The sequence below is a fragment of the Streptomyces sp. NPDC007084 genome (assembly GCF_040703595.1).
Taxonomy (GTDB): domain Bacteria; phylum Actinomycetota; class Actinomycetes; order Streptomycetales; family Streptomycetaceae; genus Streptomyces.
The window spans coordinates 35,635-57,844 of record NZ_JBEYFY010000014.1 but is presented as its reverse complement, the minus strand read 5'-3'; the positions used below and the strand labels follow the sequence as shown (position 1 = coordinate 57,844).

Genomic DNA, 22,210 nt, shown 5'->3' with positions numbered 1-22,210 from the left:
TCACCCGGCGGCGCTCACGCATCGGCGCCCACCCGGTGGCGCTCCGGTTCACTCCGCGGCGGTCGCGGAGACCGGGACCTCCATGAGGATGGTGCGGCGCGGGTTGGCGGTCTGGCCGGGAAGGTCGAGGGAGTGCTCCGGCTGCTCCGCGGTCCCGAGGGCGCCGGCGTCGTCGAGGTGCGCCAGCGTGGTGCGTCGCGGGTTGGCAATGTTGCGGAACATCATCGTCGTCTTCACCGTTGTACTCGACCTTGTCGTCCTGGGCGCCGGGGGCGAAGAGCCCCGGATAGGCGCGGGTTGTCGGATTCGCCATCCCTGTAAAGCGTCAGGCTAAACATGCAATTCCCGGGCGAAGACGTGAAGACGCCATGATCGTAGTGTGAGTTTGCTCACTCACGCAGGGGCAAAGCGGTCAATTCCGACCCCCAACTCCAGCCGACCAAACGGACATTGCTCCACTGAAGCAATCATTCCGCTCCTGATCATGGCGACTGGGACAGGGGGTGCGCACCAGTGGCTCGTAGGCATACGCCCGGTATGTACGAGATCACTTTGCACATCTCGTGACGCGCCCCTCACGTGCTGTCACGGAGGTCACAGCCTGGTACTCGGCCCTTGTTGGAGATCCTGCACTGTGCTGGAATTCCACGGACCGCCGCGGGATACGAACCGGCGCGCAGGGGCGCAACGCAGCGCCGAGTGGCGGCGGGAAAGGGGAGCCTGCGCCGGTCACTCACGACCACACCATGAGGCGCATCTGCGCCTTTGTACGACGCCGACACCGTCCCGCCGTTCACGCGGAGGGGCGCCTGGTCCAGAGGTTGCGACGCTAGTGCAGGGACGTTTCAAGAGGGATGGCAGCGCTTCGGCGGAGCCGGAGCCGCGCGGCGGGACCGACCGCGGTTCCTCGCCCCAGCACGCCCAGAACCCGGGACCGGCAGAGGTCGGCGGCGGCGGCGAGTCCGCTCGCCCCGGCGCGAAGCCCAAGGCTCCCGCCACCACACCGGCCGCCACGCCGCCGAGCACGCCGGGCCCCGGCCCGCGCGTCGCCCTGCGGAACTGGCGCATCTCGACGCGACTCGTCTCGCTGCTCGCGCTCCCCGTGGTCGCCGCGACCTCGCTGGGCGCACTGCGCATCAACGAGTCGATGGACAACATCCAGCAGCTCGACAACATGAAGCTGCTGACCGAGATGACCAAGCAGGCGACCGAGCTGGCCGCCGCGCTCCAGAAGGAGCGCGACCTGTCGGCCGGACCGCTGGCGCACGGCGCCCGGTCCAGCGACTACACGGTCAAGGGTGCGCGCGACGCGACGGACATCGCGAAGAAGCACTTCCTCGAAGGCACGCAGGACATCGACGACGCGACCAGCAAGGGTCAGCTCTCCGGTGTCCGCGACAGCCTCGTCGGCATCGCGAGCGAGCTGATCAAGCTCAACACCATCCGCGACGGCGCCTACAGCGACCCGCGCAACTCGATGCAGACGGTCGAGGCGTACCACCGCCTCGTCAGCCAGCTCCTCGCGCTCTCGCAGGACATGGCCGAGGCGACCAGCAACCCGGAGATGATCCAGCGCACCCGTGCGCTGACGGCCTTCTCCACCGCCAAGGAGTACGCCTCCGTCCAGCGGGCCGTGATCGCCGCCGCGCTGCCCGAGCAGCCGAAGACCTACGGAACGCTCTCCGAGAACGACCGCCTCTACGCGTCCTCCGCGCAGGAGAGCGAGGACTCGGAGATCAGCGGCTTCAAGAACATCTACGGCAACGGCTACGCCGAGCTGATGAAGCCGATCGAGGGGTCCAACCCGATCATCCAGGAGGCGGACAAGTACGCCCGCCGTGTGCTGAGCCCGAACGGCCTGAAGACCCAGCCCAAGCGCTCGTACAAGGACTGGATCGACGACGACTCGAACAAGATCGACAAGATGTCGACGATCGAGACGACGCTGCTCGGCCAGATGGAGCAGAAGGCCCGCCAGCTCCGCAACGAGTCGGAGAGCGAGGCGATCCTCTCCGGTGCGCTGATCCTGCTCGTGCTCGGTGTCTCGCTCGTCGGCGCCTTCGTCGTGGCCCGGTCCATGATCCGCTCGCTGCGGCGCCTCCAGGACACCGCGACCCGGGTCGCCCAGGACCGGCTGCCCGAGCTGGTCAAGCAGCTCTCGGAGTCGGACCCGCAGGACGTCGACACCTCCGTCGAGTCCGTCGGTGTGCACTCCCGGGACGAGATCGGCCAGGTGGCCGCGGCCTTCGACGACGTGCACCGCGAGGCCGTCCGCCTCGCCGCCGAGCAGGCCCTCCTGCGTGGCAACGTCAACGCGATGTTCACCAACCTCTCGCGCCGCTCGCAGGGTCTCATCCAGCGCCAGCTCTCGCTCATATCCGAGCTGGAGTCGCGCGAGGCCGACCCCGACCAGCTCTCCTCGCTGTTCAAGCTCGACCACCTCGCGACCCGCATGCGCCGTAACGGCGAGAACCTCCTCGTCCTCGCCGGTGAGGAGCCCGGCCGCCGCTGGACGCGCCCGGTCCCGCTGGTCGACGTGCTCCGCGCCGCCGCCTCCGAGGTGGAGCAGTACGAGCGCATCGAACTGGCCTCGGTGCCGACCACCGAAGTGGCCGGCCGCGTGGTCAACGACCTCGTGCACCTGCTCGCCGAGCTGCTGGAGAACGCCACCTCGTTCTCCTCTCCGCAGACCAAGGTCAAGGTCACCGGTCACGCCCTGCCCGACGGCCGGGTGCTGATCGAGATCCACGACACCGGTATCGGCCTCTCCCCCGAGGACCTCGCCGCGATCAACGAGCGGCTCGCCTCGCCGCCCACCGTGGACGTCTCCGTCTCCCGCCGCATGGGTCTGTTCGTGGTCGGCCGTCTGTCGCAGCGCCACGGCATCCGCATCCAGCTCCGGCCGTCCGACTCCGGTGGTACGACCGCGCTGGTCATGCTGCCCGTCGATGTCGCCCAGGGCGGCAAGAAGCCCGTTCCGGGCAAGCCCGGCCAGGGCGCGCAGGGCGGCGGCCCGGCCGCCGCGCAGGCCTCGGCCGGTCTGGCCGCGGCCCGTCGCGGCAGCGGCCAGCAGGGCGGTCCCTCGCTCGGCGCCGGCGCCTCGGCGTCCGCCGGCGGTTCCCTCGGCGCCCCGCCGCAGCGCGGCCAGGTCGGTGCCGGACAGGGTGCGCGGGCGGCGCTGCCCGGCAGCAACCAGGGCGGTCGCCCCGGTGCTCCCGGCGGTGCGCGCGGCCCGCAGGGTCCCGGTGCGGGACAGCAGGGCAGGCCGGCTCCGGCCGGTGCCGGCGCGGGTGCCTTCGGGCAGAGCCCGCAGGGCGCCCAGGGTCTCCAGGCCGGCAACGGCTCCCCGCAGGGCTTCGGTGAGGGACCGGGTTCGGCGAACGCCTTCGGCGACACCTCCGGTGGCCGGCAGAACGCGTTCGGCGCCCCCGCCGGCTCCGGTGCCCGGCAGCAGGGCGGCTTCGGCGACAACGCCCCCGCCGCCACGCCGCCGCAGGCCCCGCAGCCGCCGGCCGGCAAGAACAGCCGTCGCCGGCCGCAGCTGCCGGGCCGCGGTGGCGCGCGCGCCGAGCTTCCCGGCGGCAACACCGGTTCCCGTACGCCGAGTTGGAGCGACGACAACGCGCAGCCGCCCGTGCCGCGCGCGTCCCTCGACGCCCCGCGCGGTCACGAGGACCCCGAGGCCACCTCGCGCATGCCGCGGATCGAGGACCACCAGGGTCCGGCCTCCACCTCGGAGTTCGCCCGCCCCGACTTCGACGCCCCGCGCCCCGGCGCCGGAGCGCCGCAGTACACCGGCCAGCACAACGGCGGCCTGCACAACGGCGGTCAGAGCAACACCGGCCAGGGCAACGGCGGCCAGCACAACACCGGTCAGCACACCGGACAGTTCCAGCGTCCGGACGTGTACGGCCCGGGCAGTGTCCCGGCGGCACAGAACCCGGCCGCCACCGGCCAGTTCGCGCCCCAGGGCTACGGCGCCTCCCAGGACCCGTCGTCCACCGGCCAGTTCGCCCGCCCCGGCTACGGAGCGGCCCAGGACCCCTCGTCCACCGGGCAGTTCGCGGTACCGGGCTACGACAACCGGCAGGACTCCTCGTCCACGGGCCAGTTCGAGCGCCCGGCGGTCCCGCAGCAGCCCGCGCGCCCGCAGGAGCCGGAGGCGCTGCCGCCGGCCACCGGTCCCGGTGACGGCCGCACCCCGCTGTTCGACACGCTGGAGACCAACTGGTTCCACGGTCAGGCGAACGGACAGTCGGACGGCGTCGGCACCGGCGCGAACGGCGCCGCGCAGAACGGCCAGCACCTCCAGACCAACGGTTCCCAGGGTTCCGCGCCGGCTGCCCCCCAGCAGCCGCAGGGCCCCTCGGCGCCGCCGCACCGGCCGGCCGCCGCACCGGCCAGTGCCTCGTGGCGCAGCTCTCCGAACGACGACCTCGTCCGGCAGGCAGAGCGCGTCCGTCAGCCGTCGGCGGGCGGGGTCACCACCTCCGGCCTGCCGCGCCGCGTCCCGCGAGCCAACCTCGTCGCGGGCACGGCACAGCAGCAACAGCACCAAAGCGGTCCGCAGGTCTCCCGTGCGCCTGACGACGTACGCGGCCGGCTGACCAACCTCCGTAGGGGCATTCAGCAAGGTCGACAGGCCGCTCCAGGCAGCCAGACCGGCAGCTTCCCCAGCCCCACTCACCAGCAGGAGCGTTAGTTGAGCCCGATGAGCCAGGCGGCACAGAACCTCAACTGGTTGATCACCAACTTCGTGGACAACACCCCCGGGGTGTCCCACACCGTCGTCGTGTCCGCCGACGGACTCCTTCTGGCCATGTCCGAAGGCTTTCCCCGCGACCGCGCGGACCAACTGGCGGCCGTCGCCTCCGGACTGACCTCGCTGACCGCCGGGGCGTCCCGGATCTTCGAGGGCGGGACGGTGGCCCAGACGGTCGTGGAGATGGAGCGCGGCTTCCTCTTCCTGATGTCCATCTCGGACGGCTCGTCCCTCGCCGTCCTCTCCCACCCGGAGTGCGACATCGGCCTCGTGGGCTACGAGATGGCGCTGCTCGTCGACCGGGCGGGCGCCGTCCTCACGCCGGACCTGCGCGCTGAACTACAAGGCAGTCTGCTTCACTGACCGCCCCCGGATCCAGACACCGCACGAAATCACCGTCCGGCCGCCACAATCCCCCCACCGGCCTCAACAGACGGCACGACTGACCGACTTGCTGTCCCGCCCGGAGGATTCATGACCCCGCCCACCGCCTCTCATGATCCGTACGCAGAGCCGTACGGGGATGAGGGCGACCAGCCGCTGGTACGTCCGTACGCGATGACCGGCGGCCGGACCCGGCCGCGGTACCAACTCGCCATCGAGGCGCTGATCAGCACCACGGCCGATCCGGCGCAACTGATGGGCCTGCTCCCCGAACACCAGCGCATCTGCCACCTGTGCCGGGAAGTGAAGTCGGTGGCCGAGGTGTCGGCCCTCCTGTCCATGCCGCTCGGTGTGGCCAGGATCCTCGTCGCGGACCTCGCGGAGGCCGGACTGGTCGCCATTCACCAGCCTGGCGGCGATGAGAACAACGGCGGCGCGCCGGACGTGACTTTGCTCGAAAGGGTGCTCAGTGGACTTCGCAAGCTCTGACGGAGGCCGGGCGACCACCTCCGCGAAGATCGTCGTGGCGGGTGGCTTCGGTGTCGGCAAGACCACGTTCGTGGGTGCCGTCTCGGAGATCAACCCGCTGCGCACCGAGGCCGTCATGACGTCCGCCTCGGCGGGCATCGACGACCTCACCCACACCGGGGACAAGACCACCACCACGGTGGCCATGGACTTCGGCCGTATCACCCTCGACCAGGACCTGATCCTGTACCTCTTCGGTACGCCGGGCCAGGACCGTTTCTGGTTCATGTGGGACGACCTGGTCCGCGGCGCCATCGGCGCGGTGGTGCTGGTCGACACCCGGCGTCTCGCCGACTGCTTCCCCGCGGTCGACTACTTCGAGAACAGCGGCCTGCCGTTCGTCATCGCCCTCAACGGCTTCGACGGGCACCAGCCGTACAACCCCGAGGAAGTACGCGAGGCCCTGCAGATCGGTCCGGACGCCCCGATCATCACGACGGACGCCCGGCACCGCGCGGACGCGAAGAGCGCGCTGATCACGCTCGTCGAGCACGCGCTCATGGCCCGGCTGCGGTAGCAGCCAAGTCGACAGTTCCATACGGAAGTTGTCGTAGACGGACTGGAGCCGGCTGTGTCGTTTGACACGGTCGGCGACAGTGTTCATAACGTTTCGACAGAGAATTTCACCGGCGCCGACACGGTTCGCGGTCGACCGGTACCGCTGCGCTCACGAAAGCCCCGCCTTTTGGCGGGGCTCGCTCTTTATGACCGTTTTATCTGTGGCCGATGCCACCCGGAATCCTTGGTTCCGAGTGTTTGGAAGGGCGCTCCCTGACGTGCTGGAATGCGCTGAACTGCCCATTAGCAAGTCACGGGCGCTGGAGATACCGCGGCACAACGTAGGTGCCGACGCCGAGAGGTTGTTGGTCGAGTGAGGCGAAGCACGAACGGTCCCGAGCCGTCGGCACGGGGCAACTTCACCCCGCCGCCGCGCGGAGCGGCGCCCGCACACATGCCCGGCCCGGAGCCCACCCCGGCGCCCGCACCGAGCGGCGGCCGTCTCTCCCCGCGCAACTGGCGCGTGCCGACCAGGCTGAACGCGATCCTGCTCATACCCGTGGTCGTCGGCCTCGTCATGGGCGGCTTCCAGGTGCGCAGCTCGATCGACACCTGGCAGCAGGCCCAGGACGCCGAGAAGACCGCGCGGCTGGTGCGGGCGGCACTCGACTACGGCGACAAGCTGTTCGTCGAGCGTGACGTGAGCGCGGCCCCGCTGCTCAAGGGCAGCCAGGCCAGCGCCAAGGACAAGGCCACCGTCGCGGCCGTCCGCAAGGACACCGACAACGCCGCCGACGCCTTCGACGCGGCCGCCCAGAACATGCCGAAGACGGCGGGTCTGGAGCGGCGCCTCGCCGTCTTCCGCAAGGTCGAGCCCGGTCTGGACTCCCTGCGGAAGGTCGCGTACACCTCCAAGCTCCCCGGGGTGAAGACCGAGGAGGGCTACCTCCAGATCCAGCACCCGCTGATGGAGTTCGCCAACGAACTCGGTCTGGGCACCGGAAACATCACCAGCTACGGCCGTACCGTCTACGCGATCTCCCTCTCCAAGGCGGCTCTGTCGCTGGAGCGGTCGATCGGTATGCACATGCTGGTCCAGCCCGGCCCGGGCGTCAGCAGCCTCGCCAGCCAGCGCGTCGCCCTCTCCTCCTACGCCTACCTCGAGGGCATCGCCATCGAGGAGTACATCGGCGGTGGCACCCAGGCCGACGCCGACAAGCTCACGGCCGCCCAGGCGAAGATCAAGACGGAGCTGACCGAGCAGGGCAGGCAGGCCGCCGAGGCCGACCCGAACTACGTGAAGCCGCCGTCCGACCCGACCGAGATGGTCACCACCCTCGCCGGGCTCCAGTCCCCGCAGGAGAGCGACCGGGTCGCCCTGGCCGCCAAGGGCATCACCCCGCAGAACTGGTGGGCGATCAACACCGCCAAGTACAACGCCTACCGGCAGATCGAGTCGGACCTCGCCGACAAGGCCGTGGCCGAGGCCGCGGACATCTCCGACAGCGCCAAGACCGACGCCCTCATCACCGGCGCCGCCGTCGTGATCGCCCTGCTCGCCGCGTTCATCCTGGCCGGCATGGTGGCCCGCCAGATGAGCCGCTCGATGCGCCAGCTCCGCAACGCGGCCTTCAACGTCGCCGAGCAGCGGCTGCCGATGCTGGTCGACCAGCTCTCGCGCACCGACCCCGGCCGCGTGGACACCCGGGTGCAGCCCATCCCGATCACCACCACGGACGAGATCGGCGAGGTCGCCCGCGCCTTCGACCAGGTCCACCGCGAGGCGGTCCGGCTGGCCGCCGAGCAGGCCCTGCTGCGCGGCAACATCAACGCGATCTTCACCAACCTCTCGCGCCGCAACCAGTCGCTCATCGAGGGCCAGCTCACGCTGATCACCGACCTGGAGAACAACGAGGCCGACCCGGACCAGCTGGAGAACCTCTTCCGCCTGGACCACCTCGCGACCCGTATGCGCCGCAACGGCGAGAACCTCCTGGTCCTCGCCGGCGAGGAGCCCGGCCGCCGCTGGGACCAGCCGGTCCCGCTGGTCGACGTGCTGCGCGCCGCCTCCTCCGAGGTGGAGCAGTACGAGCGCATCGAACTCTCCGGTGTGCCGGAGGCCGAGATCCACGGCCGCGCCGTGACCGACCTCGTGCACCTGCTCGCCGAGCTGCTGGAGAACGCCACCACGTTCTCCTCCCCGCAGACCAAGGTCCGCGTCACCGCGACCCGTCTGCCGGACGGCCGCATCATGGTCGAGATCCACGACAAGGGCATCGGCCTGACCGCCGAGGACTTCGCGGACATCAATCACAAGCTGGCCAACCCGCCGACCGTGGACGCCGCGATCTCCCAGCGCATGGGCCTGTTCGTGGTCGGCCGGCTGTCCGACCGGCACGGCATCCGTGTCCAGCTCCGTCCCTCGGGCGAGCAGGCCGGCACCACCTCGCTGGTCATGCTCCCCGACGCCATCACCCACGGCGGCGGCGGTGAGCAGCCGCTGCGCGACGAGTTCACCGTGTCCCAGATCATCCCGGAGCAGCAGTCGTTCCCGGGCGAGGACTTCGGCGTCCAGCAGCAGCCGGTCCTGACCGCCGCGGACCTCGGCTTCGACGACAGCCGCTACGAGGTCCCGGACGACATCCGCGACCTCGACCCGGTGGGCCGTTCGCTGATGCGCGAGGAGCGCCGGGCGGCCCTGGAGGCCCAGGCGCAGGGCATGGACGCCATCGAGGGCGCGCAGGGCTACACCGAGGGCTTCGACGACGGCCGGCAGCCCTACGACAACGGCCGGCAGTCGTTCGACGGCGCTCCGGCGTACGACGGCGGACAGGGTGTGCGCGAGGAGCAGCAGACCACGTACGACCAGCAGACGTCGTACGAGGAACCGCAGCGTGCCGCGTACGACGAGGCGTACTTCCCGTCCACGGGCGGCTACCCGGAGACGGCCTATCCGGAAGCCGTTCCGGAGGAGCACGCCGGAGCGCGCGGTTCCGCACCGGAGACGCATTCGGGCTTCGAAGAGCCGTCCTACCAGGACGACTGGCCGCAGCAGGAGGCGTACCAGGGCGGTTACCGTCCCGAGTACGCTCCGGAAGCGGAATCATCGCAGGCCGCTGACGTGAGTGAGCCCGACCGCGTAGGCTTCGGTCGTCCGGGACCGGCCCCCTCGGCCGCCCACGCGCTGACCGATGCCGGACTGCCCCGCCGCGGATCCACCGCCGGCGGCAACGTCAACGGCACCGGCCGGACTCCCGCGGAGCACGCGGGGGAGCAGGCTCCGGCGGCTCCCGACGGGAAGGCCGACGGCGACTGGCGCTCGTCCAACGACGACCGGTGGCAGCGCGCCGAACAGCTCAAGAAGCCGAAGGCGGGCGGGGTCACCTCATCCGGTCTGCCCCGGCGGGTTCCCAAGGCCAACCTGGTCGAGGGCACCGCGGAATCGACCCCCCAGGGCGGCCCCCAGGTCTCCCGCGCTCCCGAGGACGTCCGGGGCAGGCTGAGCAACCTGCGCCGGGGTGTCGAGCGGGGACGCAATGCAGGTAGTGACACGAACGGTCAGGGTTTCGGCTCTGACAGCACCTACAACCAGGAGCGTTAGTGTGAGCCCGATGAGCCAGGCGGCACAGAACCTGAACTGGTTGATCACCAATTTCGTGGACAACACCCCCGGGGTGTCGCACACGGTGGTGGTCTCCGCCGACGGACTCCTTCTGGCCATGTCCGAAGGCTTTCCCCGTGACCGCGCCGACCAGCTGGCCGCTGTCGCGTCCGGTCTGACCTCGCTGACCGCGGGTGCCTCCCGCATCTTCGAGGGCGGCCACGTGAACCAGACGGTTGTGGAGATGGAGCGGGGATTCCTGTTCATCATGTCCGTTTCCGATGGTTCGTCGCTCGCGGTCCTTGCACACCCGGAGGCGGACATCGGCCTCATTGGGTACGAGATGGCGCTTCTGGTGGACCGCGCGGGCACGGTCCTGACCCCGGATCTCCGCGCGGAGCTCCAGGGCAGCCTTCTCAACTAACAGACGGACGGTGCGTATTGGCGTCTTGTAGCCGTAAGGTTTCGGGACGCGGACCCACAGTGATGGGTGCCCGGCACAGTCGGAGGAGGAGAAAGTGGTAACACCCCCAGGCGGTTCGTCTTCGGGCAACTGGTCGTACGGCCCCGGCCAGGGGCAGGGCGGCCAGGGCGACGGTTCACAGAACCCGAACCGGTACAACTTTCCCTCCGCGCCCAGCCACCGGCGGCAGCCGTACCCGCCCCAGGGTCCACAGGGCCCCGGGCCGTCGCCGTACGACCAGCCGTCGGCGCCGCGCATCCAGCCCGTCCAACCGCAGCGGCGCTCACCCGAGCCGTCGCCCACCGGGGCGTCCAACCCCCTGGTGCGTCCGTACGCCATGACGGGCGGCCGCACCAGGCCCCGCTACCAGCTCGCCATCGAGGCGCTGGTGCACACCACCGCGCAGCCGCACCAGATGCAGGGCCAGTTGCCCGAGCATCAGCGGATCTGCAACCTCTGCCGGGAGATCAAGTCGGTGGCCGAGATCTCGGCCCTGCTGACGATCCCTCTCGGTGTCGCCAGGATCCTCGTCGCCGACTTGGCGGAGGCGGGCCTGGTCGCCATCCATCAGCCCGGCGGCGACGAGAACGCCGGCGGCCAGCCAGACGTGACTTTGCTCGAAAGGGTGCTCAGTGGACTTCGCAAGCTCTAGCGGAGGGCCTTCCCGCTCCACCACGTCCGCGAAGATCGTGGTGGCGGGCGGCTTCGGCGTGGGCAAGACCACGTTCGTCGGCGCCGTCTCGGAGATCAACCCGCTGCGCACCGAGGCCGTCATGACGTCCGCTTCGGCGGGCATCGACGACCTCACGCACACCGGAGACAAGACGACGACCACCGTCGCCATGGACTTCGGACGTATCACCCTGGACCAGGATCTGATCCTGTACCTGTTCGGCACCCCCGGCCAGGACCGTTTCTGGTTCATGTGGGACGACCTGGTCCGCGGCGCCATCGGCGCGATCGTCCTGGTCGACACCCGGCGTCTCGCCGACTGCTTCCCCGCGGTCGACTACTTCGAGAACAGCGGCCTGCCGTTCGTCATCGCCCTCAACGGCTTCGACGGCAACCAGCCGTACAACCCGGACGAGGTCCGCGAGGCCCTCCAGATCGGCCCGGACACCCCGATCATCACGACGGACGCCCGCCACCGCGCGGACGCCAAGTCGGCGCTGATCACGCTCGTGGAGCACGCCCTGATGGCGCGCCTCCGCTAGGGCCTGACCGGACTGGGCCCCCGTTCCTCCTTCACAGGCAGGAACGGGGGCCTTTCCCGTTCCGCCACCGGCCGAGCTGTGGGCGCCCTATGCCGACGGCCCCGTCCCTCCGAGGGGAGGGACGGGGCCGTAAGGGTGCCTGGGGGCGTCAGCGCCAGCTGTGCGGGGCGCGGAAGCCGCCCTCGCGCTCAAGGCGGCGCCAGCCGGCCCGCGGGCGGGGCCGGTGGGCCACAGCGGCGTCGGCGGGAGCCGCGGCGGCGCGGGCCAGCAGGATCGCCGTGATGGCGGCGACCTCCTCGGCGTCGGCGTGGCCCTTCTCGACGCGGATGTCGGGAGTGCTCATAGGTCTCAGTCTCCATGAGAGAGGTTTCCGCGGGGGTACCGCGGAAGGTCCGCGGGGTTACTGCGGGGGGTTGCCGTGCTTGCGGGACGGCAGGTCCGCGTGCTTGGTCTGCAGCATCGCGAGCGACTTGATCAGGACCTCGCGGGTCTCGGCGGGGTCGATGACGTCGTCGACCAGACCGCGCTCGGCGGCGTAGTACGGGTGCATCAGCTCGGCCTTGTACTCCTTGACCATGCGCACCCGCATGGCCTCGGGGTCGGCGGCCTCGGCGATCTGGCGGCGGAAGATGACGTTGGCGGCACCCTCGGCGCCCATCACCGCGATCTCGTTGGTGGGCCAGGCGTAGGTGAGGTCGGCCCCGATGGACTGGCTGTCCATGACGATGTAGGCACCGCCGTACGCCTTGCGCAGGATGAGGGAGATCCGGGGCACCGTCGCGTTGCAGTACGCGTAGAGCAGCTTGGCGCCGTGCCGGATGATCCCGCCGTGCTCCTGGTCGACGCCCGGGAGGAAGCCGGGGACGTCCAGCAGCGTGATGATCGGGATGTTGAAGGCGTCGCACATCTGGACGAAGCGCGCGGCCTTCTCGGAGGCCTCGATGTCGAGGACGCCCGCGAGGCTCTGCGGCTGGTTGGCCACGATGCCGACGACCTGGCCGTCGAGCCGGGCCAGCGCGCAGATGATGTTGCGCGCCCAGCGCTCGTGGACCTCCAGGTAGTCGCCGTCGTCGACGAGTTCCTCGATGACCTTGGTCATGTCGTACGGACGGTTGCCGTCGGCCGGGACCAGGTCCAGCAGGACCTCGCCGCGGCGGTCGGCCGGGTCGTCCGAGGCGACGCGCGGCGGGTTCTCGCGGTTGTTCTGCGGGAGCATCGACAGGAGGTAGCGCACCTCGGCGATGCAGGTCTCCTCGTCGTCGTACGCGAAGTGGCAGACGCCGCTGGTCTCGGCGTGGACGTCGGCGCCGCCGAGGCCGTTCTGGGTGATCTCCTCGCCGGTCACCGCCTTGACCACGTCGGGGCCGGTGATGAACATCTGCGAGGTCTCGCGGACCATGAAGACGAAGTCCGTCAGGGCGGGGCTGTAGGCCGCGCCGCCCGCGCACGGGCCGAGCATCACCGAGATCTGCGGGATGACGCCGGAGGCCTTGGTGTTGCGCTGGAAGATGCCGCCGTAGCCGGCGAGCGCGGAGACGCCCTCCTGGATACGGGCGCCGGCGCCGTCGTTCAGGGAGACCAGCGGGGCACCGGCCGCGATGGCCATGTCCATGATCTTGTGGATCTTGGTGGCGTGCGCCTCGCCGAGCGCGCCGCCGAAGATGCGGAAGTCGTGGGCGTACACGAAGACCGTGCGGCCCTCGACCGTGCCCCAGCCGGTGATGACACCGTCGGTGTACGGCTTCTTCGCCTCCAGGCCGAAACCGGTCGCCCGGTGCCGGCGCAACTGCTCGACCTCCTGGAACGAGCCCGCGTCCAGCAGCAGCTCGATGCGCTCCCGGGCGGTCAGCTTGCCCTTGGCGTGCTGCGCCTCGGTCGCCTTCTCGCTGGGGCCGCGCAGAGCCTCCGCACGGATCGCGTGCAGCTCCGCCACCCGCCCGCGCGCGTCCGTCGGTTCGCCTGTGGCGCTCGTGGAGCCGGCCTCGTCCAAAACGGTCATGTAGCGACCTTACGAAGTCCACCAAGGAAAGGGGCCCGTCGACTCTGTACAGTCTCCGGCCCGTTTTCCTGGTAACCCTGAACAGAACCGCCACCCCATGCAGGCAATCGGACTGCTCAGAGGGGCTTCTGCTTGTAGGGGTCGCACAAAGCCCTCGGCCGAGAGACAGCTCACATTCCCTCGGGGCGCGTGCCGTCGGTGGAGTGACGCGGACCCCGGAAGGGGGGTCCGCGTCGCCTCGCGCGCCGGCTCAGCAGCCGCCACAGTTGTAGTAGAGGACGTCCCAGTGGTTGCCCTCGTCGGCGTAGATGTTGCCGGAGCCGGACTGGTACTGGGGAGCGCCGTCACCGCGCAGGCCGATGTAGGTGAAGTTGTTCTTGATGTAGTTGGTGACGCAGGTGCTCTTGCCGTAGTCGAGCTTGTAGCCGTTCCAGTGCGAGTAGGTGCCGCTCGCGTGGCCGGTCTCGGTGCCGCCGGTGATGTTGAGGGCGCAGCCGCTGGCCCCCTTGAGGGTCTGGGCGCCCTGAGCGCTGGTGAGGTTGAGCTGGTCGAAGGACGTACAGGTGGAGTTGTTGCGGTCGGAGCAACCGCCGGAGGAGGACCAAGTGATGCCGACCTGGCGGAACATCGAGGTCGCGGTGGCGTGGCTGATCTTGGTGGCGGCGAAGGCGTCGGTGGAGGTGCCGATCACCGCGACGCCGGGGGCGACGACGAGGGCGAGAGCGGTCAGCGCGGACCTGAACTTCATGAGGGGGAACCTTTCCTGCGGAGGACCGTCGGCGGCCGTACGGCATACGGCCGTGCTTCCTGTGGGGCGGCTGTGCAGGGGGTGCACGCAGATGGTGCCCGAGCGCTACGCGCGTTCGCCAGGGGGTGAGCGGAGATGACATAACGTGACGCCGTAGACACATTGCGGATGATGTTGAACATTGAATGGAATGGGTCTACGGTTCCCTGTGTTGACCTCGTTGAAGATTCAACAGAACAACGCTACGGCTCCGCCCCGAACCGTGGCCCGTCCCCTCAAGGAGCACGTCATGGGTATCTTCGGCCGCAAGTCCACCGACGCCGCCGAGTCGCCGGCCCCCGCCGCGGCTCCCGTCAGCCCGGAACTGACCGCGCTGACCGGCGAGTACACGATCGACCCCGCGCACACGACGATCGGCTTCGTCGCGCGTCACGCGATGGTCACCAACGTCAAGGGCAAGTTCAACGACGTCGAGGGCACCCTCCACCTGGACGGCGGCGACCCGGCCAAGTCGACGGCCTCCCTCGACATCAAGATGGACAGCATCGACACCGGGTCCGCGGACCGCGACGGTCACCTGAAGAGCGCCGACTTCTTCAAGATCGACGAGTTCCCGACGATGACCTTCCGTTCCACCAAGGCCGAGGCGCTGGGCGGTGACGACTACCGCATCACCGGTGACCTGACGATCCTCGGCACCACCAGGGAGATCAGCATCGACCTGGAGTTCAACGGCGCCGCGAAGGACCCCTTCGGCAACGAGCGCGTGGGCTTCGAGGGCACCTCCGAGATCCTGCGCTCCGACTGGGGCATCACCTGGAACGCGGCCCTGGAGACCGGTGGCGTCCTCGTCTCCGACAAGATCAAGCTGAACTTCGACATCTCGGCGATCCGCGCGGGCGACTGAGCCGTCCGGCCTCGCAGGACCGGCAGCACCGGCAGCACCAGGAGCGTCGGCAGCACCGCGAGTACCGGAGTGCTGCGAGTTCCGGCGTACGACGAGTTCCGCCGTACTACGAGTCCCGGTGCCGCGAACGCGCCCGCACCCCGCCCAGCTCGGGCGGAGGGCGGGCGCTTCGGCGTTCCGGGCCTTCGCCGGGCGCCGTGCCCTGCCGGTCTTGCCAGTCCCGCCGGCTCTGACGGTTTCGACGGTCCCGGTGGTCGCCGCCTGTCCCGGTGGTCCCGCCTGTCCCGGTCGTCCCCGCCTGTCCCGACGGTCCCGGTGGCCCGGTGGGTCAGAAGCCTCCGCCGAAGTCGCCTCCGCCGCCGCCCCCGAAGTCCCCGCCGCCACCGCCGAAGCCGCCGCCGAAGTCGCCCGGGTCGAAGTCCGCTCCGGAGACGTCGCCGCCGCCGTACCCTCCGCCGCCGAAGTCCCCGTAGCCCGAGCCGTATCCGGCCCCGTAGGCGGGACCGGCCATCAGGTTGCCGAGGACGGTGCCGACGAGCAGGCCGGGCAGCAGGCCGCCGCCGAAGTAGCCGCCCGCCCAGGGGCCGTACGCCGGGCCCGCGTCCCAGTACGGGCGGCGGCCCCGGTCCGTGTCCACCTCGCGGACCGCCGGGTCCAGGCCGTCGGCGAGGCGGGCCTGGTCCGCCGCGCAGACCGGGACCTCGCGCGGGGTGCCCCCGGCGGGAGTCCAGGCGGCGTCGGCGACCGAGGGGCCGTGCCGGGGGTCGAAGAAGCAGGGGGCCCGGCGCTCGGGGAGCGGCCGGCCCTCGCGGCGGGCGGCGAGCACGGCGAGCGAGAAGCGGCCGTCCTCCAGTGCCTGGGTCACGGCCCGCACGTCCTCCGGGCGCCGGGCGGCGGCCATCGCGGACTTGGCCTGTTCGTAGGCGTCCAGGGCGCGTTCGTAGTCCGCGCGCATGGTGTCGTCGGCGCCCGCCTCGGCGGGGTGGAAATCGAGCCGGTCGAGTTCCTCGCCGAAGGCGGTGATGTCCTCGTCCACGACCACGCGGAGCCGTTCGAGCGCGGCCCGCTGCTCCTCCTCGCGGCGGTGCCTGCTGCGCCGCGCGACGGTGTAGGCGCCCGCGCCGCCCGCCACCACGACCGCGCCGACCGTGATCAGCGCGCCCGCCGAGACTCCGCCGCCGTCCCCGCCACCGCTCCAGCCCGAGGGCGCCGAGCCCCGGATGTTGGCGAGCGCGCTTGCCGTGAACTCGCCGAGCTGGGTGTTCGCGTCGCGCTCGCCCTGGACGCTGGTGACGAGGTTGCGCACGGCGGTGCGGGACATCACCGCGGAGTCGGCGCGGGCGTCGAAGCGGTCGCCGAGCCGGATGGCGTACAGGCCGGTGACGCCGGTGGCGGTGCGCAGCTTCTGGAAGAGGTCCTCGGTGGGGTAGTCGGCGGGGAGCACCGCGACGAAGACGGGCTTGTCGGCCTTCTCGATCCTCTCGGCCAGCGCGGAGGCCTGCGCGGCGGAGAGCTGGTCGGCGGCGGCCGGGTCCACGTAGACCGGGCTTTCGCGCAGCGCCGCGGCGACGGTGGAGACGCTGGTGGCCGCCTGCGCGCCGGGCGCGAACGACAGCAGGGCCAGGGCCGCGAATACCAGTGCGACCAACAGGCCCGGGATTCCTCGGGTGCGTGCGGCCCTCATATCTTCGAAGCTACCTGAATCCCCGCGAAACCGGGCACCGGGCCGGCGGCGGGAAAGCGGGCACCGGCGCTCCACATGAACCCGGGCACCGGGCGGGCGACCGGCTCTCCCCCGCCCTCTCCGCCGATCCCGCCGCCGGAAAAGCGCGGGACGGCCGCAAGCGCCGGCCGGGGCTGAGCAGCCGCCCCGGCAGGCGCTTTCGCGTCCGGTGTCAGCCGGCGCGGTAGGCCTCCGTCAGCTTGGCCACCGCGGCCGCGTAGTGCCGGGTCAGGAGCAGATGGTCGGCGTCCGCGAAGGGCTTGGCGAAGGCGGCGGTGACCGCCGTGCCGATCTTCTGCTGGACCAGCAGCCGGGCCTTGGTCACGGCCGCGCGGGCGACCGTGTGGGCGCCGGCGCGTTCCGCCACCGAGGCGGCCAGGGCGAGCGCCTTGAGGGTGGCGGTGCCGCCGCCGGGCACGCCGGTGAGCGTCGTCAGGCCCCAGCCGTACGGGAACTGCGGGTCGTAGGACGTGTCACCGACGTTGATCGGGAGCTGGGACTCGGACTTCGGCCAGGTGACCGGGAGCTGTCCGGTGAAGGCGCGCTTGCCGTAGAGGACGTCCGCGACGCCGTCGCCCTCCGTGCCCGGCAGCCAGGAGGCGACGAGCGCGTCGATGTCGCCGAGGCGGTCGCCGATGAGCTGCGGGCGGCCGGAGACGATGAGCACGGCGCACTTCATGGCCGCGCACACCTTGTCGACGGCCGCCTTGTCGGCGGCGGTCAGCTCCAGGTCGTTGCCGTTGCCGACGTCTCCGACGCCCTCGGCGTACGGGGTCTCGCCGACGACGACCACGCCGACGTCGTATCCGGCGGTCGGGGCCGAGGCGTCCTGGGAGTAGGTGACGTTTCCGCCCGCCTTGCGCATGCCCTGGAGGATCGTCGTGCCCGGGGTGATGTCGCCGGACGAGCCCTGCCAGGTGATGGTCCAGCCGCCGGTCTGGTTGCCGATGTCGTCGGCGTTGGACCCGGCGACGTACACCTTCTGGGACTTCTTGAGCGGCAGGACCGAGCCGGCGTTCTTCAGCAGGACCTGGGACTCGGCCGCCGCCTGCCGGGCCACCGCCCGGTGGGCCGTGGAGCCGATGGCGGAGGCGCCGCTGGTGTCCGCGTACGGCTTCTCGAAGAGGCCGAGGCGGAACTTCTGGATGAGGATGCGGGCGACCGCGTCGTCGATCCGCCGCTCGGTGACCCGGCCGGCCTTCGCCTCGTCGATCAGCGTCCCGCTGAACTCCTTGTAGCCGTAGGGGACCATCATCATGTCGACGCCGGCGTTGACCGAGGTGCGGACGTGCGCGGCGTAGTCGCCGGGGAGCTGGTCGATGGCGTTCCAGTCGCTGATGACGAAGCCGTCGAAGCCCATCCGGTCCTTGAGCACGCCGTTGATCATGTCGGCGCGGGCGTGCATCTTCACCGGGCCCAGGCCGTCGCCGAGGATGTCGAGCGAGGAGTACGAGGGCATGACGGTGCCGACGCCGCGGTCCACCGCTTCCTGGAACGGGGCGAGGTGGACGGCCTCCAGCTCCTGGCGGCTGACCTTGGTGACGCCCTGGTCGACGGTGTAACCGCCGGTGGTGGAGGAGCCGTAGGCGGTGCCGCCGTCGCCGACGAAGTGCTTGGCGGTGGCGAGGACCTTGTCGCCGCGCTTCAGGTCCTTGCCGGCGCGGTCGCCCTGGAGGCCCTGGACGACGGTCTCCATGGACTCGACGAGGGCCGGGTCCTCACCGAAGGACTCGTACGAGCGGCCCCAGCGTTCGTCGCGGGTCACGCACAGGCAGGGCGCGAAGTCCCAGGGGACGCCGGTGGCGCGGACCTCGGCGGCGGTGACGGCGCCGGTCCGCTCGGCGAGCGCGGGGTCGCGGGTGGCGCCGATGCCGATGTTGTGCGGCATGACCGTCGCGCCGGCCAGGTTGTTGTGGCCGTGCACCGCGTCCACGCCGTAGATCAGCGGGATCTGGAAGCGGGTGGCCTGCGCCCGGAGCTGGTAGCCGTCGATCATCCTGGCCCAGGCGGCGGGGGTGTTGGGGGTCGGGGTGGAGCCGCCGCCGGAGAGCAGCGAGCCGAGGTCGTACGCGGCGATGTCACCGCCCGCGCCGATCGCGCCGCGCTCCGCCTGGGTCATCTGCCCGGCCTTCTCCGCGAGCGACATCCGGGAGAGGAGGTCGGCGACCCGCTTCTTCACGGGGAGCTTCGCGTCCAGGTACGGCAGTCCGTGGGCGTCGATGACGACCTGCGGGGTCTCGGCGGGGGCCTTGGCGCCGGTCACCGTGAGCTTGAGCGGGATCGTCTCGGCCGGTTCGGCGGAGCGGTCGCGCAGGGTGGGGACGCGGACCGTGCGGCTCGCGCCGGAGGCCGTGCCCGCGGGGAAGGTGAACTCCCCCTTGACCGGGGTGTAGTCCTTGCCGGACTCGGCGGTGCCGCCGGTGCTCTCGTAGGCGACGGTCACGGGCTCGTCGAGCGGGGCGGACCCGGTGGTGGCGACGGAGACCCGCACGTTCGCCGTGCCGCCCTCCTTCACCGGGTAGACCGCGGAGTCGGTGGTGACGGAGGCGCGCAGGGACTGGTCGGCCTTGCCGTACAGCTCGACGTGGTCCATGGCGAACTCGCCCGGGGAGCCGACCGGGAGGGTGACGGCGTAGCCCCACATGTCGGTCAGTCCGAGCACCTGGTCGATGCCGCCGACGGGCTGGTAGTCCGTGCGATAGGTGAAGTCGGTGAAGGGGATCTCGATCTGTTTCCAGCCGGTGAAGTCGTCCGTGAAGGAGGTCGTCCACAGCTCGGAGGCCTCGCCGCCCGCGCCGCCGTCCTTGATCTCGAAGGCGATCTTCCGGCCGTTGTCGCGGCCGTCCCACCAGAAGCGGATGCCCTTGTGCGCCGACCAGTCGTGGCCCGGCCGGTCGGCGGCGTAGTCGTGGGTGAAGCCGCCGTAGCCGCTGATGTCGTACTCGCCGGTGAGGACCTTGTCGCCCTCGGGCGCGTCGGACCGCGCGGTCAGGGCGAGCCGGGGCGGGTCGTCGGCGTCGCCGCCCCAGGTGAAGATGCCTTCGGCGGGCTGGTTCGCGAAGGGCACCTCGCCCTCGAAGCGGTCGACCGGGACGGGATCGGGGTCGGCGGCCGAGGCCGTCCCCGCGGACGCGAGCGGGAGCAGTCCCGCGATCAGCGCGGCGCCGGCCAGCAGTGCGGTTCTTCGTACGGAGTTCCGATCGAGCCCTGTCATGGGTTCCCCTCGACTCTCACGTTCGTCTCACGGCGTGGATCAGGCTTCTCACGACTTAGATCACGGCGTGAGTTAACTGACGTCCCGGAGACCCGTCAAGGCTTCACGTCAGAACCGGTACACACTCACGTCCCGGCCGGATCAGGGGAGTTGTCCGTTCAGAATGTGAACGCGCGACCCCTTGACGCGGGTCGGAAGCCGTCATTTACTCACGCCTCGCACGCCTCCCCAACCCCCCACTCCAGAAGGGCGGCGCTCATGCGGAGATCCATCAGGAGGTCCACCCGGGCGGTCCGGCTGATCGTCGCCGGGCTGCTCACCACCGCGGGATTCACGGCGGCCACCCCGGTCACGGCGCACGCCGCGGGCGAACAGGTCACTGCCTGGCTGACGACCACGGACGACTCCGGCGGTCGGCACGTGGTCCGCGGCCTCCAGGCCCAGGCACCCTTCGCCTTCCAGTCCGGCAGCGGCGGCTCCGGCGAGAACATCACCGTCGACGAGAACACCCGGTACCAGACGTTCACCGGTGGCGGCGCCTCGTTCACGGACACGGCGGCCTGGCTGATGAACAGCAGCGGGGCGCTGTCGCAGAGCACCCGGGACGCGACCATGCGCAAGCTCTTCTCGCCGACGGACGGGATCGGCCTGTCCTTCCTGCGCAACCCGATGGGCGCCTCCGACCTGGCCCGGTTCGGCTACAGCTACGACGACGTGCCGGCCGGGCAGAGCGACCCGGACCTGGCCAGGTTCTCCATCGCGCACGACCTGGCCGACGTGGTGCCGCTGACCCGGCAGGCGCTCCAGCTCAACCCGTCCCTCACCGTGATGGCCTCGCCGTGGACGGCGCCGGCCTGGATGAAGGACAGCGGGTCGCTCAACGGCGGCTGGCTGAAAGCCGAGGACTACGGCGCGTACGCCTCGTACTTCGTGAAGTACCTCCAGGCCTACCGTGACCAGGGTGTCCCCGTCTCCTACGTCACCGCGCAGAACGAGCCGACCTGCTGCTCGGGGTACCCCTCGATGAGCTGGAACGCCTCGGGGCTCGCCTACTTCACCAAGAGCGAGCTGCTGCCCAAGCTCCAGGCGGCCGGGCTGTCCACCAAGGTGCTGGCGCACGACTGGAACTGGGACGTCTACGACTCCTACGCGGCGCAGACCGTGGACGACGCGGCGGTCCGCTCGCACCCGAACTTCGGCGGGATCGCCTGGCACGGGTACGGCGGTGACGTGTCCAAGCAGACGAGCGTGCACAACCAGTACCCGGGCCTCGACGCCTTCGGCACCGAGCACTCCGGCGGCACCTGGATCGCCAACCAGCAGCGCGAGGACATGCTCAACATCGTCGACTACACCCGCAACTGGGCGAAGTCGGTGACCAAGTGGTCGCTGGCCGTGGACCAGAACATGGGCCCGCACAACGGCGGTTGCGGCACCTGCACCGGTCTGGTCACCGTGCACAACGGCGACGGGGCGAGCGGCAGCGTCGACTACACGGTCGAGTACTACACGATGGGCCATCTGACGAAGTTCGTCCGGCCCGGCGCGCAGCGGATCGCCTCCACCGCGTCCTCGGCGGTCCCGAACGTCGCCTGGCGCAACCCGGACGGCTCCAAGGCCCTGATCGCCTACAACGACGGCTCGGCCGCGAAGACCGTCACGATCAACTGGGGCTCCCAGCACGCCACTTACTCGCTGCCGGGCAAGACGTCGGCGACGTTCACCTGGTCGGGCACGCAGTCGGGCGGGGGCGCGCAGTCGGGCGCGTTCGTCGGTCTGGCCGGCAAGTGCCTTGACGTGGCGGGAGGTTCGAGCGCCAACGGGAGCGCGGTGCAGCTCTACGACTGCAACGGCACGGCCGCCCAGTCCTGGAGCGTGCAGGCGGACGGCTCGGTGCGCTCGCTCGGCAAGTGCCTCGACGTCACCTCGGCCTCCACGGCGAACGGCGCGAAGGTCCAGCTCTACGACTGCAACGGCTCGGGCGCCCAGCGCTGGACGTACAACGCCTCGACCGGTGACGTGGTGAACACGGCGGCGGGCAAGTGCCTCGACGTGACGGACAACTCCTCGGCGAACGGGGCCCGGGCGCAGATCTGGTCCTGCACGGGCGCCGCCAACCAGAAGTGGCGTCTCCAGTAGCCCCCCACAGGGATGAGCGCCGGAGGGGCG

16 protein-coding genes are annotated in these 22,210 nt (G+C 70.7%); 10 read left to right on the top strand and 6 right to left on the bottom strand.

What is annotated here, in order from left to right; all coding sequences use genetic code 11:
* Positions 1-48: 48 nt before the first annotated feature.
* Positions 49-237 (bottom strand): hypothetical protein, encoded by a 189-nt coding sequence (locus tag AB0912_RS14660; RefSeq protein WP_366699437.1) that lies wholly within the window; start codon positions 235-237, stop codon positions 49-51.
* A gap of 595 nt (positions 238-832) precedes the next feature.
* On the opposite strand from AB0912_RS14660, the gene AB0912_RS14655 reads away from it, so the two are divergent.
* The 8 genes from AB0912_RS14655 (at position 833) to AB0912_RS14620 (ending at position 11,450) form a co-directional block, all read left to right on the top strand.
* A complete protein-coding gene (locus tag AB0912_RS14655) occupies positions 833-4,702 on the top strand; it encodes a nitrate- and nitrite sensing domain-containing protein (protein WP_366699435.1) in 3,870 nt (1,289 codons plus the stop codon).
* Between the two features lie 9 nt (positions 4,703-4,711).
* Positions 4,712-5,125, top strand: coding sequence for a roadblock/LC7 domain-containing protein (locus tag AB0912_RS14650; protein ID WP_095936862.1), 414 nt, complete (start codon positions 4,712-4,714; stop codon positions 5,123-5,125).
* 111 nt (positions 5,126-5,236) lie between these two features.
* Positions 5,237-5,635 carry a DUF742 domain-containing protein gene (locus AB0912_RS14645; RefSeq protein WP_059131717.1) on the top strand — a complete coding sequence of 133 codons (399 nt, stop codon included), beginning with the start codon at positions 5,237-5,239 and terminating at the stop codon, positions 5,633-5,635.
* On the top strand, positions 5,616-6,191 hold the full coding sequence (locus AB0912_RS14640; RefSeq protein WP_028802395.1) for an ATP/GTP-binding protein: 576 nt from the start codon (positions 5,616-5,618) through the stop codon (positions 6,189-6,191). The genes AB0912_RS14645 and AB0912_RS14640 overlap by 20 nt, the downstream gene beginning before the upstream one ends.
* A gap of 354 nt (positions 6,192-6,545) precedes the next feature.
* On the top strand, positions 6,546-9,773 hold the full coding sequence (locus tag AB0912_RS14635) for a nitrate- and nitrite sensing domain-containing protein (RefSeq protein ID WP_366699433.1): 3,228 nt from the start codon (positions 6,546-6,548) through the stop codon (positions 9,771-9,773).
* 10 nt (positions 9,774-9,783) lie between these two features.
* Positions 9,784-10,197 carry a roadblock/LC7 domain-containing protein gene (locus tag AB0912_RS14630; RefSeq protein WP_054219305.1) on the top strand — a complete coding sequence of 138 codons (414 nt, stop codon included), beginning with the start codon at positions 9,784-9,786 and terminating at the stop codon, positions 10,195-10,197.
* A 94-nt stretch (positions 10,198-10,291) separates the two neighbouring features.
* Positions 10,292-10,888, top strand: coding sequence for a DUF742 domain-containing protein (locus tag AB0912_RS14625; RefSeq protein ID WP_366699431.1), 597 nt, complete (start codon positions 10,292-10,294; stop codon positions 10,886-10,888).
* Entirely contained in the window at positions 10,869-11,450 is a 582-nt protein-coding gene (locus AB0912_RS14620) for an ATP/GTP-binding protein (protein WP_026248371.1), read from the top strand. The genes AB0912_RS14625 and AB0912_RS14620 overlap by 20 nt, the downstream gene beginning before the upstream one ends.
* Positions 11,451-11,598: 148 nt before the next feature.
* Here the strand turns inward: AB0912_RS14620 and AB0912_RS14615 are convergent, their stop codons facing one another.
* The 3 genes from AB0912_RS14615 to AB0912_RS14605 all read right to left on the bottom strand — a co-directional run bounded on the left by AB0912_RS14615 (position 11,599) and on the right by AB0912_RS14605 (position 14,197).
* Positions 11,599-11,793 (bottom strand): acyl-CoA carboxylase subunit epsilon, encoded by a 195-nt coding sequence (locus AB0912_RS14615; protein ID WP_366699429.1) that lies wholly within the window; start codon positions 11,791-11,793, stop codon positions 11,599-11,601.
* Between the two features lie 57 nt (positions 11,794-11,850).
* Complete coding sequence (locus tag AB0912_RS14610; protein WP_366699427.1) at positions 11,851-13,449, bottom strand: acyl-CoA carboxylase subunit beta; 1,599 nt, start codon at positions 13,447-13,449, stop codon at positions 11,851-11,853.
* A 250-nt stretch (positions 13,450-13,699) separates the two neighbouring features.
* Positions 13,700-14,197 (bottom strand): hypothetical protein, encoded by a 498-nt coding sequence (locus AB0912_RS14605; RefSeq protein ID WP_366699425.1) that lies wholly within the window; start codon positions 14,195-14,197, stop codon positions 13,700-13,702.
* A gap of 289 nt (positions 14,198-14,486) precedes the next feature.
* Between AB0912_RS14605 and AB0912_RS14600 the strand changes: the two genes are divergently transcribed.
* Positions 14,487-15,104 (top strand): YceI family protein, encoded by a 618-nt coding sequence (locus AB0912_RS14600; RefSeq protein ID WP_366699423.1) that lies wholly within the window; start codon positions 14,487-14,489, stop codon positions 15,102-15,104.
* Between the two features lie 328 nt (positions 15,105-15,432).
* Here AB0912_RS14600 and AB0912_RS14595 read toward each other — a convergent pair whose 3' ends face one another.
* Both AB0912_RS14595 and AB0912_RS14590 read right to left on the bottom strand, forming a co-directional pair.
* Positions 15,433-16,788: a hypothetical protein gene (locus AB0912_RS14595; RefSeq protein ID WP_366699421.1), complete on the bottom strand. Its 1,356-nt coding sequence runs from the start codon at positions 16,786-16,788 to the stop codon at positions 15,433-15,435.
* 211 nt (positions 16,789-16,999) lie between these two features.
* Positions 17,000-20,041 (bottom strand): glycoside hydrolase family 3 N-terminal domain-containing protein, encoded by a 3,042-nt coding sequence (locus tag AB0912_RS14590; RefSeq protein WP_366699418.1) that lies wholly within the window; start codon positions 20,039-20,041, stop codon positions 17,000-17,002.
* A gap of 258 nt (positions 20,042-20,299) precedes the next feature.
* On the opposite strand from AB0912_RS14590, the gene AB0912_RS14585 reads away from it, so the two are divergent.
* Positions 20,300-22,180: a ricin-type beta-trefoil lectin domain protein gene (locus AB0912_RS14585; RefSeq protein ID WP_366699416.1), complete on the top strand. Its 1,881-nt coding sequence runs from the start codon at positions 20,300-20,302 to the stop codon at positions 22,178-22,180.
* Positions 22,181-22,210: the final 30 nt, after the last annotated feature.